At 52.1% G+C, this 17,769-nt stretch carries 17 protein-coding genes; 13 read left to right on the forward strand and 4 right to left on the reverse strand.

The annotated features are described in order from the left end of the window. Positions 1 to 624: 624 nt before the first annotated feature. Entirely contained in the window at positions 625 to 2,487 is a 1,863-nt protein-coding gene (locus HUF18_RS04675) for a choice-of-anchor I family protein (protein ID WP_225691310.1), read from the reverse strand. Between the two features lie 220 nt (positions 2,488 to 2,707). Between HUF18_RS04675 and HUF18_RS04680 the strand changes: the two genes are divergently transcribed. The 3 genes from HUF18_RS04680 to HUF18_RS04690 are packed head-to-tail and all read left to right on the forward strand — an operon-like array spanning position 2,708 to position 4,725. Next, entirely contained in the window at positions 2,708 to 3,172 is a 465-nt protein-coding gene (locus HUF18_RS04680) for a hypothetical protein (protein ID WP_225691311.1), read from the forward strand. Between the two features lie 9 nt (positions 3,173 to 3,181). Then, positions 3,182 to 4,240, forward strand: coding sequence for a hypothetical protein (locus HUF18_RS04685; RefSeq protein ID WP_225691312.1), 1,059 nt, complete (start codon positions 3,182 to 3,184; stop codon positions 4,238 to 4,240). A 2-nt stretch (positions 4,241 to 4,242) separates the two neighbouring features. Continuing rightward, entirely contained in the window at positions 4,243 to 4,725 is a 483-nt protein-coding gene (locus HUF18_RS04690) for a hypothetical protein (RefSeq protein ID WP_225691313.1), read from the forward strand. A 132-nt stretch (positions 4,726 to 4,857) separates the two neighbouring features. Here the strand turns inward: HUF18_RS04690 and dsbD are convergent, their stop codons facing one another. Further along, a complete protein-coding gene (gene dsbD, locus HUF18_RS04695) occupies positions 4,858 to 6,588 on the reverse strand; it encodes a protein-disulfide reductase DsbD (protein ID WP_225691314.1) in 1,731 nt (576 codons plus the stop codon). A gap of 144 nt (positions 6,589 to 6,732) precedes the next feature. Between dsbD and HUF18_RS04700 the strand changes: the two genes are divergently transcribed. The 6 genes from HUF18_RS04700 to HUF18_RS04725 are packed head-to-tail and all read left to right on the forward strand — an operon-like array spanning position 6,733 to position 11,684. Continuing rightward, on the forward strand, positions 6,733 to 7,170 hold the full coding sequence (locus tag HUF18_RS04700) for a TlpA disulfide reductase family protein (protein WP_225691315.1): 438 nt from the start codon (positions 6,733 to 6,735) through the stop codon (positions 7,168 to 7,170). Then, on the forward strand, positions 7,170 to 7,382 hold the full coding sequence (locus tag HUF18_RS04705; RefSeq protein WP_225691316.1) for a DUF4266 domain-containing protein: 213 nt from the start codon (positions 7,170 to 7,172) through the stop codon (positions 7,380 to 7,382). Before HUF18_RS04700 ends, HUF18_RS04705 begins: the two co-directional genes overlap by 1 nt. Further along, positions 7,373 to 8,734 carry a DUF3570 domain-containing protein gene (locus HUF18_RS04710; RefSeq protein WP_225691317.1) on the forward strand — a complete coding sequence of 454 codons (1,362 nt, stop codon included), beginning with the start codon at positions 7,373 to 7,375 and terminating at the stop codon, positions 8,732 to 8,734. Before HUF18_RS04705 ends, HUF18_RS04710 begins: the two co-directional genes overlap by 10 nt. 21 nt (positions 8,735 to 8,755) lie before the next feature. Further along, on the forward strand, positions 8,756 to 9,640 hold the full coding sequence (locus HUF18_RS04715) for an FAD:protein FMN transferase (RefSeq protein ID WP_225691318.1): 885 nt from the start codon (positions 8,756 to 8,758) through the stop codon (positions 9,638 to 9,640). Beyond that, positions 9,640 to 10,308: a response regulator gene (locus HUF18_RS04720; protein ID WP_225691319.1), complete on the forward strand. Its 669-nt coding sequence runs from the start codon at positions 9,640 to 9,642 to the stop codon at positions 10,306 to 10,308. The genes HUF18_RS04715 and HUF18_RS04720 overlap by 1 nt, the downstream gene beginning before the upstream one ends. Continuing rightward, positions 10,305 to 11,684 carry an ATP-binding protein gene (locus HUF18_RS04725; protein WP_225691320.1) on the forward strand — a complete coding sequence of 460 codons (1,380 nt, stop codon included), beginning with the start codon at positions 10,305 to 10,307 and terminating at the stop codon, positions 11,682 to 11,684. The genes HUF18_RS04720 and HUF18_RS04725 overlap by 4 nt, the downstream gene beginning before the upstream one ends. Before the next feature lie 88 nt (positions 11,685 to 11,772). On the opposite strand, the gene HUF18_RS04730 is transcribed toward HUF18_RS04725, so the two are convergent. Beyond that, a complete protein-coding gene (locus HUF18_RS04730; protein ID WP_145467257.1) occupies positions 11,773 to 12,495 on the reverse strand; it encodes a YebC/PmpR family DNA-binding transcriptional regulator in 723 nt (240 codons plus the stop codon). Between the two features lie 302 nt (positions 12,496 to 12,797). On the opposite strand from HUF18_RS04730, the gene HUF18_RS04735 reads away from it, so the two are divergent. Next, on the forward strand, positions 12,798 to 13,940 hold the full coding sequence (locus HUF18_RS04735; RefSeq protein ID WP_225691321.1) for a helix-turn-helix domain-containing protein: 1,143 nt from the start codon (positions 12,798 to 12,800) through the stop codon (positions 13,938 to 13,940). Beyond that, on the forward strand, positions 13,937 to 14,437 hold the full coding sequence (locus tag HUF18_RS04740) for a DUF4411 family protein (RefSeq protein WP_225691322.1): 501 nt from the start codon (positions 13,937 to 13,939) through the stop codon (positions 14,435 to 14,437). Before HUF18_RS04735 ends, HUF18_RS04740 begins: the two co-directional genes overlap by 4 nt. A gap of 98 nt (positions 14,438 to 14,535) precedes the next feature. Here the strand turns inward: HUF18_RS04740 and HUF18_RS04745 are convergent, their stop codons facing one another. Then, entirely contained in the window at positions 14,536 to 15,087 is a 552-nt protein-coding gene (locus tag HUF18_RS04745) for a gamma carbonic anhydrase family protein (RefSeq protein WP_225691323.1), read from the reverse strand. Between the two features lie 122 nt (positions 15,088 to 15,209). Here HUF18_RS04745 and prlC point away from each other — a divergent pair, with 122 nt between their 5' ends. Further along, complete coding sequence (prlC, locus tag HUF18_RS04750; RefSeq protein ID WP_225691324.1) at positions 15,210 to 17,297, forward strand: oligopeptidase A; 2,088 nt, start codon at positions 15,210 to 15,212, stop codon at positions 17,295 to 17,297. Beyond that, entirely contained in the window at positions 17,297 to 17,608 is a 312-nt protein-coding gene (locus HUF18_RS04755; protein ID WP_225691325.1) for a YheV family putative zinc ribbon protein, read from the forward strand. Before prlC ends, HUF18_RS04755 begins: the two co-directional genes overlap by 1 nt. The last annotated feature ends 161 nt before the right edge of the window (positions 17,609 to 17,769 follow it).

Consider the following 17,769-nt stretch of genomic DNA (forward strand, 5'->3'; position numbering starts at 1 on the left):
CTTATCCCCTTGCCGGCGGGCCGACCCCAGCTTCGCGCTTTCTGGGCCGTATTCCTTGAAACCTTGATATTTACTGGCCGCGCGGCTCATCGGCCATCCATGGCCGGAGCCACTTGTCCGCATCCCTGCGGACAGGCCAGACATCTCAGCGGTTTCTGCGGCGGCCCCAGAGGCGCAGAAAACCATCACCGCAATGCCGCTTTTCAGAGCAAACAGATGATCTGAAATTTCATGTCGTGAACGCTTCTTCCGTTGAAATACGGCTGAGCGGATTACTAAAACCGGCGATCGTACGGCGCCAGTCAACCAGGTGATTCTGCGGCCTTCAGAGCAAAACCCTGCCCCGGAACGATACAAATGCTTGGTGTTTTAAAGCGTCGTTCCGGGGCGAATTGTTTTGCGTGCCGCATAATCATTGCCGTTGGCTGGATGAAGCCGGACGCGCCGAAAAGAGAGGATCGTAAGGAGATACCTCTCCTTGCAGGGGGCCAGGGGCTTGCCCCGGAAAGGCGTGTCAGATTAAAAAACAGTAGCCGATGAATGTTGCGGTTTGGAGTGACACAATGTCACTCCAAACTGTGGGCCAGCAGTGGCGCCGGAGCGCGGTTTTTATTAATGCAGCCGTTACAGTGCAGTACTGCTGAAATTCAGCTGATACACACTGGTTGTTCCACTCACTTCATTACCCACGGCAATAAAATGCTTACCGGCACGGCTGAAGTAGTCGATAGACTCAGGGCCTAAATCGCCGGCGGCGCTGTTGTAGGTATCGTTATCGCATTCGCCATCGCCATTTACTTCGGTACAGACCGGTGCAGTAAAATCACGGTTATTCAGATAGCTCTGGAATACCGGGGCCTGCGGGTTGCTGATGTCATACACCATGATGCCGCCCTGACGCTCCAGACCCACGAACGCAAAAATGCGGCCGTTAATACTGGCCACTTCGATGGCTTCCGGCTCGGTGCCTTTGTCATCGCTGCGGTTGTCGGCGGTTTCTGCGGTTAAATTCACTTCGTTGTCGGCATTAAAATTATCCGGCTCAACGGCAAACACACGCTTGGCAATATCGTCGCCACTGTCGAATACCAGTTCCGCATTGCTGTTCCAGATGGAAAACGAACGCGCGCCGTAAGCGTATAGAGTGTCACCTGCGCCGATACTCTCACGGTCGTTAATCAATTTAAGACGCTTCAGCTGGTCGTTATCATCAAGCGCAGCTTTTAACGGATGGGCATCATCGACGATATCAAACAGATCGCCACCGCGGGCTTCGTCGACATGAGAAATACAGTCATCGCTTTCGTTGGCGTATTTCACAGCATCCGCGTCGACAGAACCAACAGAATAATCGTCGCCATCCCAGAGATGATTTGCTGCATCACAGTTCTGTTGCGTGGTGGAATAAATATATTCACGTCCGTCGCCTTCGTTGGCGGAGACAATATAGGTTTCGTTATTCAGTTCAAAGCTGGCAATGGTGTCCGGCATATACAGACCAGCCAGTTGCTCGTAGCTGGCAAACTGACCTGCCATACCGTCTTTATTGGAAGGGTCCAGTTGATTTCTGGATTCTGTATTCCACGACTTTTCTCCCAGCGCTTTAATGCTGTCTACGCGGGCATTGGCCACATCTATAATGGCCATGGCGTTATTTTCCTGCAGCGCAACCCAGGCTTTGCTGCCGTCGCTGTTCAGGGCCAGATATTCCGGTTCCAGATCCTGTGCCACGCTGGTACCGGCCGGGCCGGAAATACGCACGCCGGCGGGTAATTCAGCAGCCCGGCTGCCACCGTTATTAAAATCGGTAAACAGCACTTGCTGTACCACGGCTTTATCGGCGCTGAAGCCTTTATTTAAATCGACAATGGTGACCGACCCCTGAGGGTCATTTTTATAATCACCGCTTGGTTCGCCTTCGTTGGCGCTCAGAATATAACGGCCATCGGCTGACAGGGTGACCATATCCGGCAGGCTGCCGGCAGGGTAAGTTGCCAGCAGGCTCAGATCGTCAGAACGGTACAGCGCAATCAGACCGGCATCCTGTTTTACTTTGGCTTCAATGGCGACGGCGACCAAACCATTTTTGGCTGAGACGCTGTTGGCGGCACCAATTTCAATACCTGCGGCAGTGGCTGCAGAGGCCAGATTGATACTGCCTTTTTTCGTCGGTGCGCTGTTGGTTTGCGCCAGCGATAACACATCGATGGTCGCGTCTTTGGCGTTCACCACATAAAGCTGATCAGAACAGCTGTCATAGCTGACAATTTCTGCCGAGCTGGTGGCAAAGTCATTACCGGATTCATAGCTGTCGATCAGGGTCAGTTGCAGAGTCCCGGTTGCGCTGGACGCAGCGGCTTTTTCTACGCTGGCGCATTGAATACCCAGCTCAGCCAGTGGGCTTTTATTACTGTTTTTATTGTCATCGCCACCACAGGCGGCCAGCAGGGCCGTGCTTACCGCAACAGCCAGAAACTTTGGGTTCATAGTATCTCCGCTTAAAGTTGATTCATTTTATTGGCGCAGAGGATGGGACGGATTTATTACAGACATGTGACGATTTGATCAGAGAAATACATATCCGGGTAATCTGCTGCTGACAGGCCAGCGTAAAAAAATCAGGGCATTACAAGCCACAATCGTTCTGGTGTGACTGGATCGTCTTAAAATGAGACGGTATATTCGCGGAAAAATCCGGGGACATTTTATGAAGCCACTTATACCAGTGTTCGCCAGTCTGATATTGGCAGGCTGTGCCGATACTTATCCTGACATTACCAATAACAGCAGCGGTGTTCCTGACCCTGATCCCGCATCCAATGATACGTTTTTCAATGCGGATTATATGGACGATGGTGATACCGGAACCCTGGGGCCGGATGACCGGCAGGATTATTACCGCTTGGCAGGCAGTCGTTTTGAGTCCAGCTATAACGGTACGCTGACCATCAGCCTGACCAATATGAACGGTAATGCTGATCTGGAAGTATTTGACCATAACCTGAACCTGCTCAGCTGGTCGCGCACGGAAGGAACAGCTGATGAAGTGGTGACTCTCTGGTATGACGCCAGTCGTAATACCGATCCTGACAGCCGTGGTCTGCACATGGTTAAGGTCAGCTCGGTGGATGGTAATAATATGAACTACACCCTGCGTATCAGTTTTAATTAAGGAGTCGTCATGATCAGAATTTCTCTGGCAGTGGCGGCTCTGACCGCAACCTGTGCTGTTACGGCGCAAACGCAATACGGTGATTATCGCGATTTATCCTACACCTCTTATACTCTGCGCCAGACCGCCTGGTCGCCGGATCAGTACGTGGGGGATCTGAAAGATTTGGTGGAATTCGGTGATGCATTAGCCCATGTGGTGGAATTCCGCTCGCCGCGTAACAACGCATTCAGCTTTGATCTGGCAGCCGCTGTACGCACCAATGCCGATGGTGAAACCGAGCTGGAATCTTTTGTCGGTGCGGTAGAAGCCGGCGGTGTATTTTTCCGTCTGGAAAACAGCAGCGCTGAAGGTTATATCCACCCGCAAGACAGCGATACCCGGTTTAATGGCCAGTACATTATTGGTGAGCGTAAATTCGATGCCGAATATACCCAGTTAAATATCGGTACCGAGGTAGAAGGTAATATGGGCGCGCGCTGGGGGCTTGGTTATATCGAAGTCAGTCAACCGGCGCAAATCAGCCTGTATACCGCCCGTTCTGGCGGCGGCTATACCGACCGGGCCAACTATCCGGATGCATTGGTTGACCCGGAATACACCACGCGTCTGATTGGCCTGTGGTTTGATGTCGATAACCTGCAGGCAGCGATGCACGACCAAAGCGGCTTTGCCCTCAGCCTGTCTGAAAGTGGTGGCTGGCGTTACGGCCCGGGTCTGACCATGGATGTGACCGTTGGTCTTATGACCGGCCAAAGCAGTGCCAACCTTGAACGGGTTGTAAAAGATAATTACGGCCTGAATCTGGAATACGAAGAGCCGGTCGGCATGGGCTGGTCGATCAGTTATAAGCTGGAATACATCGTCGCTTACCGCATGCCGGGCAGTAATATCGGGGTGTCGTTCGGCGTTGAAGGTCGTGCACTGCAACAGTTCTTCACCACCGAAGATCTTACCGGGGCCGCCAACAGCGTGGATTCCAATTACGAAGCGGTTGGCCAGTTTGGTATCGGTGATAACACCGTATTCCACTACGGCCCCTTTGTACGACTGGCGTGGGAGATTTAAGTATGGCAACTCTGAAGCCCGTTATTTTACCGTTACTGGCCCTGACACTGGCTGGATGTATTGGCGAAAATGCCTCATTTGAACAGATTAAAGCAACGGCAACTGAACCGGCTAATCACAGCCAGAGCAGTGCTAACCGTTTTATAACTCCGGCGAGTGAAAACGGTACCGCCAGCAGTGGCGTGCTCGGGACGTTGGAAGCGGGAGAAGAAGATTACTACTACGTAGACGTAGATTACTTTGACAGTGGTGACCATGAGTTCCGTTTAACCGGGCTGACCGACGATCTGGATATGACAGTTACCGACTGGGACGGAATGGAATATAGCTCTGCAGGTTCCGGCACGGGTGATGAAGTTGTCACCTCGGTCAGCACCAACGGATTAGGATTTTTCAGCGATAAAAAACGCATCGTTGTAAAAATCAGCGGCAAGACACCAACCTCAACCAGCCGTTTCCGTTTGGAGATGCGTACTACCGACTAAAACCTGAGCTGTAGCCCAGGTATAAAAAACGCCGCTGTGATTTCCCGCAGCGGCGTTTTTTTAGTGTCACATTTTTCTATTAATAGTTAAAAAACAATTTTTCACTATTACTCTACTACTGTCATTTTTAGATTAAGGCCGTTTCAGCCAACTCAGTAATTCGCTCTGCGAAGGTAAACCCTGTAAAGCTGGCCCCATGCTTTCGCCGTGCTGAAAGCGCAGCAGTGCAGGCGGGCCGAAAACTTGCCAGTTGGCCAGAAGATTCAGTTGTTCGCGCCGGCTGGCGCTGATATCGAATTGCACTATGTCATAGCTTTTCAGAAAAGGCTGCAGGCTGCGTTCTTTCAACAGCTCATCCATTTCCCGGCAACTTGTGCACCAATCGGCGGCAATGTCGATGAGTACAGGCTGTACAGATGCTGAGATTATAGCCTCCAGTTGCGCTACAGATTCCACCCGTCGCACTTCTGCCACAGGTTCTCGGGTGGTCACTTCCAGCGCACCGGAGCGCAGTGGGTACATGAGCGAAGTATTTCCCAGGGCAGCTCCGCTGATCCACAGAATACCAAACAGTGCAGAGATAAGAGCCAGCGTTCGGGTAAAGCGTTCGCGTGAAGTATGTGGCGACTCCAGAAGACCCAGATAAACAGCGCAGCCCAATGCCAACATGCCTGCCAGCGCCAGTGTAGCAGGAGCAGGAATAATACGGCTCAGCAGGCCCAGGGCCACAGCAAGCAGACCGACACCAAAGGCCGATTTAATCACCAGCATCCAATTACCGGCCTTCGGCATTAGGCGCCCACCACTTAATCCTATGAGTAGCAACGGTGCGCCCATACCTATACCAAGGGCAAACAGGGCTCCGCCACCAGTGATAATGTCGCCTGTACTACTCAGATAAATTAATGCACCGGCTAATGGTGCTGACACACAGGGCGACACCACTAAGGCAGCAAAAAAACCCATCAGGAAGGTACTCAGAAGACGCCCGCCCTGTTGGCGGGACTGCATATCGTTCAGCCGGTTACGCATAGCGGTCGGCAGTTGTAACTCAAACAGCCCGAACATCGGCAGGGCGAGCACGACAAATAAAATAGCAGCCAATGAAATTACGATCGGCTTTTGAGTGAAGGCGGCCATATTTACACGGGCACCGAAAGCAGCGACCAGCATTCCGATCAAGGCATAGGAGCAGGCCATGCCCACCACATATGACAGAGCAAGAGTGAAACCGTTACGTGCAGACATCTGGTCAGTTCTTTGTCCGGCAATAATGCTCGACAGGATGGGAATCATAGGAAAAACGCAGGGCGTCAGTGACAAACCGATACCCAGTCCGAGGAAACTGAGCAAAATCCACCACAGGCTTGCTCCGCCCAAATCAGGGACGTCTGCACCGGTATCCGATACTTTTTCTGATCCGGGTATCGCCGCTTGCAGAGCCAGTGTCTGTGGCGGATAGCACAGACCATGTTCAGAGCAGCCCTGATAACTCAGGCTTACATCTGCTTTGCCAGCATCACGGATCCGTAGATCCAGTTGTTTATGGAAAACCTGCACTTCACCAAAGTTTTTATCTTGTTTGGTTTCGGCTTTTTGTAATGCGCTCAGACTGGCATCAACGGCCCCTTCACCGATAAGAGAAAGACGCTGCTTATACAGGTAATAGCCCGGTGCAATGCTGAAGTGCACAGCAAAGCCACTATCTGCAGCACGTACATCTGCGCGGAAGGCTTCAGCCACTGGTAAAAACTCATTGTCTTCATCACTCAGCGCCGACATGTCTGGCAGATCCAGAGCCATTAGTGTTTGGCTGACCAATAAAATCATCCAGGCCATCAATAGTTTTAAGTGGTTGTTCATGCTCGTTCCTGAGTGCTGACAAAGGGAATGTTGCCAGCATGAACACCAGTAATTAACGCCACCTTAAGCATATAAGTGGTTTTCTTAAGATTGCCTTAAGACTTGGCGGTTAGGGTGTAAGAAGTGAAAACCGGGGGGGAGTTTATGCAACGTATGTGGATAGCACTGGCAGCACTGTGCTTGTCAATAAATGCAATGGCAGGCGAACTTGATTTCGACCAGCTTAAAGGCAAGGTGGTGTATGTCGATTTTTGGGCCTCCTGGTGTGGGCCCTGCCGCAGTTCTTTCCCATGGATGGAGGATATGCATAAAAAATACGCCGCTCAGGGACTGGAGATTGTGGCGATCAACCTCGACCAGGAACCTGAACTGGCGCAGAAATTTCTGCAGGAATATCCGGCTACCTTCCGGATCGAATACGACAGCGAAGGTGAGATTGCTGAACAATTCAAGGTAGAGACTATGCCTACCAGTTTCCTGATCGACCGCAGTGGCAAAGCGCGAATCAAGCACAAAGGTTTTCATGTCAATAAAGTGCAGGGGTACGAGCAGGAAATTCAGCAACTTCTGGGAGAATCCTGATGCGTTGCAAATGCATTATTGCCGCCCTCGCATTACTCAGTCTGAGCGCCTGTAGCACCGTCAAGCCCTGGGAGCGTGATTTACTGGCCAAGCCACATATGGCACTGGATGCCGATCCGCTGCAAACCGCTTTTGATGATCATATTTATTTCAGTAAAGAAGCCAGTTCCGGCGGCCGTGGTTTTGGTGGTGGAGGTTGCGGATGCAATTAAAAGACAAACAATTGGGTAAGCGTCTTGCTCTGGCCACCGGTGCGCTGCTGGGTGGTGTGCAAGCCCAGGCTGGCGACAGCGACTGGCTGGTTTCATCAGCAGTGCTGGTGTACAGCGAATCTGATGATCGCGTGCAGGCCGTAGAGCCTGTGCTTAACCTGCGTCGCGATTTTAATGATGAAAGCAGTCTCAATCTGCGCGTGGTGTACGATGCGCTGACCGGTTCCTCGCCCAACGGTGCAATGGCGGCGAATATTGCACAGACCTTTACTTCAGCTTCTGCGGCCGCACGTTTGGCTGGAGCTGATGAAGACGAACAGAACCAATATGAAGGGCGTGGCAGTTATACCATTGCCCCCGGCGATCTGCCGCTCGACTCTTCGTTTGAGGATACACGCACTACCTTGTCATTGGGGTGGAGTAAGCCTTTGAACAGTGGCTATACCCTGAATTTGGGCGGTGCCTATTCCAGCGAAGGTGACTTCACTTCCATGAGTGTTAACGGTGCGATTGCCCGTGACTTCAATAATAAGGCCACGACCTTGTCGCTGGGTCTGAATCTGGAGTCCGATACCAGCACGCCAAATGGCGGTGTGCCAGCGGCGCTGAGTACCTATGCTCAGCGTTCGACCGCAGGTACGGAAGACACCAAACAGGTTGTTGATCTGATGCTGGGCGTCACGCAGGTGATTAACCGTCGCTGGCTGATGCAGTTCAACTTTGGCTTGAGCGAGTCATCTGGCTATCACAATGATCCGTATAAAATCCTTACCGTGGCCGATAGCGGCAACCTGATAACCGATCCGTACGACAATGAAAATTATCTCTACCTGATGGAAAGCCGCCCGGAAGACCGGCAGAAAATCAGCCTGTTCTGGCAAAACAAAGTAGCCGTCGGTGCAGATGATGCCATCGACGTTGGCTATCGCTACATGACCGACGATTGGGGGGTGAATTCGCATACACTGGACCTCACCTATCACTGGGCTCTGACGGAACATTTGTATCTGGAACCGCACTATCGTTATTACACTCAGACGGCCGCGAATTTTTGGCTGCCTTTTCTTGCGACGGGCGAAGATGTCACCGTCACAGGTTCAGATGTTACTGCCTTGGTGGATAGTGCTTCCTCTGACCCACGTCTGGCAGCCTTCAGCGCCAACACTCTGGGGCTGAAAGTAGGTGTTCCTCTGCGTAAGGATGAGGAAATGTCGCTGCGTCTGGAATACTATCAACAGCAGGACGAGAACAGTCTGAAAGACGTGGCCGCCGGTTCCAATCTGGATGGTCAGTCGCAGTTTGCTGAGCTGTCGGCAAGCTGGATTCAGCTGGGCTATACCTTCCGCTGGTAAATTCAGGAGCGCCTTAACGGCATGGATTTCCGCATACAGCTGACCCAACTGGATGGCTATTGCCGGGTGAACTTCCCGGCGATGGCCTGTATTTGTGAAATATTGCTGGATACCCGTGATCTTAACCTGGCGCTGAAACTTGGTATTTTGGCGCAGGCTGAAGCACAGCGTATTGAGCAACAGTTTTCCCGTTATCGCGATGACAATATTATCGCGCGTATCAATCAGGCGAATGGACATACCGTTAAGGTGGATGAGGAAACGGCGGGTCTGCTCGACTTTGCCAGTGAACTCTACGATCTGTCAGACGGCCGTTTTGATATTACTTCGGGCCTGTTACGTCGGGTGTGGCGCTTCGATGGCTCAGACCGGTTGCCACAGGAAAGCGATATTACAGCCTTGCTGCCGCACATCGGTTGGAGCAAGGTGCGTTGGCAGAATCCTGAATTACAGATGCCAGCCGGCATGGAAATCGATCTGGGTGGTATTGGTAAAGAGTACGCGGTTGATAAAGTTTTCAGCCTGCTGTCAGAACATTTCTCTGCTGCCATGCTGATCAACTTTGGTGGTGATCTGCGTGCGCGTGGTCCCCGTGAGGATGGCTCGGCGTGGCAGGTAGGGGTAGAAAAAATCAGCGCCAGTCAGCCTGAATTACTTTCACTGAATAATGGTGCGATAGCCACCAGTGGCGACAGCCAGCGTTATCTGCTGCATAACGGCGTGCGCTACAGTCATATTCTTGATCCGCGCAGCGGTTGGCCAGTAACGGATGCGCCCCGTGCGATTACCGTTTTGGCGCCGGACTGCATTCAGGCAGGTGTTTTTTCGACACTGGCTTTAATGATGGGCAAAGACGCAGAAGTCTTTCTTGAGGGGCAGAATGTACAGTTCTGGAGTATACGCTGATGCGATTATTGCTGGTGGAAGATGACCCTATGTTGGGTAAAAGCCTGCAACAAGCATTGCAGGCTCAGCAATATCTGGTGGACTGGGTGCAGACAGGTATTGCTGCTCTGTCAGCGTTACAGGCTGAGCATTTTGATTTGGCTCTAATGGATCTTGGCCTGCCAGGTCTTGATGGTGTTCGCGTTATAGAGGAAGTCCGTTCGCAGAAGATGCCCCTGCCAATTCTGATACTGACTGCCCGCGACAGCGTGCAGGATAAAATCCGTGGATTGGATGCCGGTGCTGACGATTACCTGCTTAAACCTTTTGACCTGAATGAGCTGTTTGCCCGCTTACGTGCGTTGGGGCGGCGTGGTGGCGTGGCAGTGGCCAATGAACTGCAGTACGGCGATATCGTGCTTGATCTGGCCAGTCATGATGTCCGTTATCAGGGGCAATTGGTCAGTCTTTCACGCCGCGAACTGCGCTTGTTGGAAGTTTTTCTTGGCCGCCCAGGTCAGGTATTCACTCGCCAGCAACTGGAGCAGGCCATGTATGGCTGGGGGGAAGAAGTTGAAAGTAATGCCCTTGAAGTACACATTCATCACCTGCGTAAAAAATTCTTTAACGACATTATCCTTACCGTTCGGGGAGTCGGTTACCGCCTTAATACCGGGATAGCGATGTGAAGCTGTCTATTCGTTCGACCCTCATGTCGTTACTGTTTCTGGTGTTGCTGCTGGCCATCGGTATCAACAGCCTGTTTTCACTTATGGTTGCTCGCCATGAAGTGAATGAAGTGTTTGATGCGGAGCTGGCGGTATCGGCCAAACTGATAAAAGGTCTGCTGAACGAAGACAGATTAGAAGATGATTTGCCGCGTATTCTGGCCGCACTTGGAGAAACTCTGGGCAGTGTTCAGGAGGCTCAGCCAGAGCTGGAAGCCTATGAGCGAACCCGACTGATTCAGATTTGGCGTCGCGATGGCAGCGCTCTGGTGTTCCGCTCGCCTGGTGCGCCGGAGTACGCTCTTGCACCTATGCGTAAAGGCTTTTATCACCACAAAGGTAAAAGTGGCGAATGGATGGTGTATGTCACAGACCTGCCGTCGGTTGATAGCTGGCTGATGGTTGGGGAATACCCCTTCGCCCGTACCGAAATCAGTGAAGAGCTGGCTGAAGTTATGATTATGTCTGGCCTGATAGCTCTGATCCTGTGTGCCCTGATTGCCCTCACCGCGATTGAATACGGCTTAAGCCCGCTACGGGAATTGGGCATTGTGCTGCGTGGTCGTTCGTTACGGAATCTGCAGCCGGTGTCGCTCAAACGCACACCGAAAGAATTGCTGTCTGTTGTTTATTCCCTGAATCAGATGTTCAATCGCTTACGTCAGGGGCTTGAGCGTGAGCGCCGCTTTGTCGCTGATGCCGCACACGAGCTGCGTACACCTCTGGCGGTGCTTAAGTTGCAGACTCAGCATTTGCAAAGCCTCGAATGCAGCAATATCAAAGATGAACTCAAGCAAATGAAAGAAGGGGTCGACCGCTCTGCCCGCGTGGTCGAGCAGTTGCTATTGTTGGCGCAAATTGATGAAAACGACAGTCCACTACAAGGCTGCACACAAGATTTGGCTGAACTGTGTCGTCTGACACTGGCGCGTATGCAGTGGCGGGCCGACGAAGTTGGCTGCGTACTCAGCTTTGATTGTGATGCTGATCTTCCGGCTTTTTTTCTTAACACCACAATGATTGAAATGGCACTGACCAATCTTCTGGAGAATGCCTTCCGTTATGGCTACGGAAAAAGTGTTGAGGTTAGCCTGACCCGGCAACAGGATCAGCTTAAAATTACAGTGCGTGACCATGGTGAAGGTGTCGCTGAAAGCGAGTTAAACCGCCTCAGCGAGCGCTTTTATCGTGCAGGAGTCACCAGCCATGGTGGTGCCGGTTTGGGTCTGTCGATCGTAGCTCGGATTATGGAAGTGCATGGTGGCAGTGTGCAGCTGATCAATTACCCTGGTTTTGGTCTGGAGGCTTGCTTGTTGCTGCCCATACCTCAGGATTAAATGCTTCATCATTAAATGCTTAATCTATAAAAACGCCGCTGTGGTTTCCCGCAGCGGCGTTTTTTTTCAGTGTTGTTAAAAGCCAGAATCAGCCTTCAAACACACCGTTATGGTAGATGTGCGCAACATCTTCCAGATCGTTCAGCAGACCAGCGAAACGCTCGAACTGAGCGATGTCATCGCCGGATACCGGATGCTCGGTCTGTGGCAGATAAGTAATCTCTTCCACTTCGAAATCGATTTCCGGGTTCATCTCGGTCAGCGCGGTTTTCGCCTTGAAGTAATCGGTTGGCGGTACCAGCACGGTGATCATGCCGTCTTCGCAGTCGATATCCGACACATCCACATCGGCCATCATCAGGGCTTCCAGTGCGGCTTCTTCGTCGTCACCGGCAAACACAAACATCGCGCGGTGGTCGAACATATGCGACACCGAACCCTGGCTGCCCAGCTTGGCTTTGCACTTGGAGAAGATGCCACGGATATCACCGAAGGTACGGTTGCCGTTATCGGTCAGGGCGCTGATCAGCACCATGCAGCCGCCGGGGCCGATGCCTTCGTACAACGCAGGCTGGAAGTCTTCACCGGCGCCGCCTTTGGCTTTGTCGATGGCCTTCTCGATCACGTGGCTTGGCACCTGATCTTTCTTGGCTTTATCGATCAGTCCGCGCAACGACAGGTTGGCAGACGGGTCGACACCACCGTTTTTGGCGCACATATAAATCTCGCGGCCATAACGGGAATACACTTTGGTTTTTGCTGCGGCCGTTTTGGCCATCGATTCTTTACGGTTCTGGTACGCGCGGCCCATAGGAATTGCTTCTTGTGGCTAATGAAAAAACGCACCGATTGTAACCGCTGGACGCGATGCTGTCTTCTGTGGGGTGAGGGGGAGTACTGATGATCCGGATATGGTATTGATAGACATTGACGGGGCGCAATGTGCCACGATCACGCAGCACAGGTGTGGGATAGGCGGTAGATATTGGGAGCGTAGTAGAATATAGCCGCTAAATTCAGGATTACCTGCGGAGAGGTTGTTTATTTTCTAAACCTTAGGCGTAGCGACGAGCAGCGCGGCCCCCTATAATTGGTGAATATCTAGAGAGTTTCATGATGGCTAGTACGGCGCAAATTAATCACAGGATGCTGACTTGGGCGCGTGAACGCTCCGGGATTGCTTTGCCTGAATTTGCGGCTAAGTGCGGGGTGACGGTAGATCGGCTCAGGGATTGGGAAGACGGCAAGCATCCTCTTACCTTCAATCAGGCGCAAAACTATGCACAGAAGGCGCACGTTCCCTTTGGATACTTGTTTCTTCGTCAACCCCCTGTTGACGAGTTACCTATTCCAGATCTGAGAACACTAGGGGATCGCGGCGTTGACCGCCCCAGTGCTGAATTGCTAGATCTGGTCAAAATGACAGTTCAACGCCAGCAATGGTACAGAGATTATCTCCTCGGTGAACTCGCAGCTCCTTGTGATGTTGTTGGCCGTGGGCGAGGTAAAGACAATGTACTGGATATTGTCAGTGACATGCGTCAGCAACTCAGTGTTGGTCTGCATCCGACTCGTGGCGATAGTGATGAGTACTACCGCAAACTGGTTGAGAAAATCGAGTCTTTGGGCGTATTGGTGATGCGAGAGTCTTTTCTTGGGCATTACACGCGGATGTTTCGAGTTGATGAGTTTCGTGGTTTCGCTATCGCTGATGAATATGCGCCCGTTATCTTTGTGAACCATGCTGATGCACCCGGACCAAGATTATTTACCCTGATTCATGAGCTCTGCCATATCTGGTTAGGAATCACTGGATTGTCCGATGGCAGTGAGGATGCTCACAGGGATAGTGAGAAGCTGTGTAATGCTGTTGCCGCAGAATTTTTAGTTCCAGAGGCAGAATTCCGCCCGCTGTGGAGAGCACTGGAAGACTGGAAGGCTAATCTACCGAGTCTCGAAGCGCATTTTCGTGTGAGTAAATGGGTGATAGCTCGTCGGGCGCTGACCTTGGGATATATTTCTGCTATCCAGTATCAGAATTTTATTTCTGAACAGATCGCTTTGTGGAAACAACGAGAAAAATCTGACCAAAAAATAAGTCATTACAGGGTGAAAAATGCGCAGATCAGCTCTAATTTTTCCAGAGCTGTTCTTTCTCAGGCTTTCAATGGACACCTTTTGCTGAGAGAAGCTGGTGAGTTACTCAATGTCAAACCAGCTAACATTCGGAAGTTTGCAAATGAGGTTGGCATTTGAATTACTTACTGGATTCGAATACATATATTCAAGCGAAAAACCAATATTACGGCATGGCGTTTTGCCCCGCGTATTGGGATTGGCTGGATGCTAAATTTGCTTCGGGTGAAGTTGGCAGTATTGCGTTTATCGGAAAAGAGCTCCGCGATGGAAAGGATGAGCTTGCAGATTGGGCGAAAAAACGCTCGCCGCATTTTATTAGCCATAGTGATGACGAAACCCAAGGCGTTTATGTAGAAATCGTCAACCACGTTATGGAACAGGACTACAATCCAGCAAATCGAGATCAGTTTTTAGCTAAAGGCGATCCTTGGCTTATTGCGAAAGCAAAGGTGCTTGGTGCTACTTTAGTTACGCATGAAGCGACTGTAGCCCCTGCAACAAAGAAGGTAAAAATACCTAACATTTGCAAAGAGTTTGGCGTTCGCTGCATTACGACATTTGATATGCTGCATGAGCTTCAACCTAAATTCACGCTTGAGGCCAGCGAGCGCTAATACAGCTCAGTCTCTTTTCAGAAGAGTATAAATATCCGCATATCTGTCACTTCAGAGCGTTGAGTGGAAGAATATGAAGATATTATTGTGCGTCCGCTTTACACCGGCTGATCGTACCCCTCCGCCAGATGCTTATCTTTCAGCCGCACATAATTGCCCGCACCATAAGTAAAAAAGCTGCGCTCTTTTTCGGTAATCGGCCGTGCCTGTTTGGCCGGGTTGCCAACGTATACATAACCGCTTTCCAGACGTTTGCCCGGTGTCACTACGGCGCCGGCGGCGACGATCACTTCGTCTTCGACGATGGCGCCGTCCATGATCATGGATTTCATGCCGATTAAGACGCGGTTGCCGATGGTGCAGCCGTGCAGCATGGCCTGATGGCCGATGGTCACATCGTCGCCGATAATCAGCGGGTAGCCGCCGGGGTTGTAGTCGGAGGCGTGGGTAATATGCAGTACGCTGCCATCCTGTACGCTGGTGCGCGCGCCGATACGGATATGGTGCATATCGCCGCGGATGACCGCTAACGGCCAGACCGAGCAGTCGTCGCCCATTTCCACATCGCCGATAATTACCGCACTGCGGTCCACGAATACGCGCTCGCCCAGTTTCGGGCTATGGCCCTGATAGCTTCTTACGTCTGACATTGTGTTCTGTTCCCGCGCTATGATCTTGAATTAAGGCCATTTGACCCAATTTATAAGGCATTGAGCAAGGGTTGCCCGTCAGGCACCTTCACCTACGCCCCTTTTCCGGAAGCGAAGCATCTATGACCACTTCTTCATCTGCCAGTGAAATGGCTGCGGCAGCGGCGACCAATCCGCTGTCAGTAAACCATCGCCTGCCGCCGTTTTCGGCTATTAAACCAGAACATATCAAACCTGCTATCGAACAAAGGTTGAACCAGAACCGCGAGCGTATCCGCGAGCTGCTGGCCACGGTCAGCGAGCCGACCTGGGATAACTTTATTGCGCCGATGGAAGCCTGGGACGATGAACTGAGCCAGGCCTGGTCGCCGGTTGGTCATTTAAACGGTGTGCTTAACAGCGACGAACTGCGCGATGCCTATAACGCCTGCCTGCCGCTGCTGAGCCAGTACAGTACCGAAATGGGGCAGAACAAAGCGCTGTGCGATGCCTATAAAAAGCTGCGCGCCTCGGCGCAGTTCGACAGCCTGAGCACTGCACAGAAAACAGCCGTCGAACATGCGCTGCGCGATTTCCATCTGGCCGGTGTCGATCTGCCGGACGATAAAAAAGCCCGCTATGGCGAAATCCGTCAGCGTTTGTCTGAGCTGACCTCTAAGTTCGGCGAGAACGTGCTGGATGCCACCAACCACTGGAGCAAGCTGATCAGCGATAAGTCTGAGCTGGCCGGTCTGCCCGACAGTGCTCTCGACCTGCTGGCGCAACAGGCTAAAGCGCATGAGCAGGAAGGTTATCGTTTAACGCTGGATTTCCCGTCCTATATGCCGGTGCTGACCTACGGTGAAAACCGCAGCCTGCGCGAAGAAATGTACACCGCCTATGTTACCCGCGCCTCCGATCAGGGCCCGGATGCCGGCAAGTTTGATAACAGCCAGCTGATGAATGAAATTCTGACCCTGCGTTACGAGCTGGCCAAACTGCTGGGTTTTGAGTCGTACGCCCATTATTCGGTCGAAACCAAAATGGCCGGCTCACCGGACGAAGTGCTGGAGTTTTTAAGCGATCTGGCGGCCAAAGCCAAACCCCAGGCGGAGCGCGAATTTGCCGAGCTGAAAGCCTTTGCCGCCGAGCAGGGCTGCGCTGATTTACAGCCGTGGGATGTGAGCTTTTACAGCGAGAAATTACGTCAGGCGCGTTACGCCATTTCGCAGGAAGATATCCGCCCGTACCTGCCGGTTGATACCGTGATTAACGGTATGTTTGAAGTGGTGTCGCGTCTGTATGGCCTAGGCTTCGAAGAGCAGAAAACCTTCGACAGTTATCATCCGGATGCACGCTTTTTCCACGTATTAAAAGACGGCGAACAGATTGCGGCGTTCTATCTGGATTTATACGCGCGGGCGAAAAAACGCGGCGGCGCCTGGATGGACGACTGTCGTATCCGTCGCCGTAATGCCGATGGCAGCATCCAGCTGCCGGTGGCTTATCTGGTGTGTAATTTCACGCCGCCGGTTGGTGATAAACCGGCACTGCTGACCCACGACGAACTGACCACGCTGTTCCATGAATTTGGTCATGGCCTGCACCATATGCTGACGCAGATTGATGTGGCGGCGGTGAGCGGCATTAATGGCGTGGCCTGGGATGCCGTCGAACTGCCGAGCCAGTTCCTGGAGAACTGGTGTTACGAGCCGGAGGCGTTGGCCTTTATTTCTGGTCACTATGAAACAGGCGAACCGCTGCCACAGGAACTGCTGGATAAACTGCTCGCCGCCAAACATTTCCAGAGCGCGATGATGACCATGCGTCAGCAGGAATTTGCCCTGTTCGATTTCCGCCTGCACCACGAATTCCGTGAGCAGCCGGTGGATGTGCAGCAGCTGCTGAACGAAGTCCGTGCTCAGGTAGCGGTGGTGCCGATTGCCGAATTTAACCGTTTCCAGCACAGCTTCAGCCATATTTTTGCCGGTGGTTATGCGGCCGGTTATTACTCCTATAAATGGGCCGAAGTACTGAGTGCCGATGCTTATTCGCGCTTTGAAGAAGAAGGCATTTTCAACCGTGCAACCGGCGAAAGTTTCTTGCAGGAAATTCTCAGTCAGGGCGGCTCGCGTGAAGCGGCGGTTCTGTTTGAAAACTTCCGTGGCCGTAAGCCGTCGGTTGAGCCTTTGCTGCGCCACAGCGGTATTGTGGTGGAGGAGGTTGCCTGATGTCTGAGTACAAACCCAAACGTCCGCGCCGCTTTATTGCCGGCGCTGTCTGCCCCAAGTGCAGCGAAATGGACAAGACCGTTATGTACAGTAACGATGACGGCGAAGAAGTGCGCGAGTGCATCAGCTGCGGTTTCAGCCAGACCACCACCGAGCAGGCGCAGGAAGATCAGCAGGCGCAGGAGCTGGTAACGCGGGTAACGCCCGATGGCAAACCGATTCTGGACGACGGCGAGCAACCGCTGAAAATTCTCGGCCTGTCACCTTCCGCTGTTAACACAGAGGCTGATTCTGGCGCTGACAAAAAGTGACCTTTTTATTGGTTGAGTCATCAGTAAAGAGCCAGTAGACTGACATTATTAACAGCACCCGCTGCCGGCTGTCTGACGCAAGGATGTGTCAGACGGCCGGATTCGTTTTATCTCCCCGCTTTTCTTATTATTCTCTGCTTTTCATCATTCGTTCAGATTCA

Source organism: Thalassolituus sp. ST750PaO-4, from assembly GCF_020320405.1.
In the GTDB taxonomy this organism is placed as follows: domain Bacteria; phylum Pseudomonadota; class Gammaproteobacteria; order Pseudomonadales; family Oceanobacteraceae; genus Venatoribacter; species Venatoribacter alkanivorans.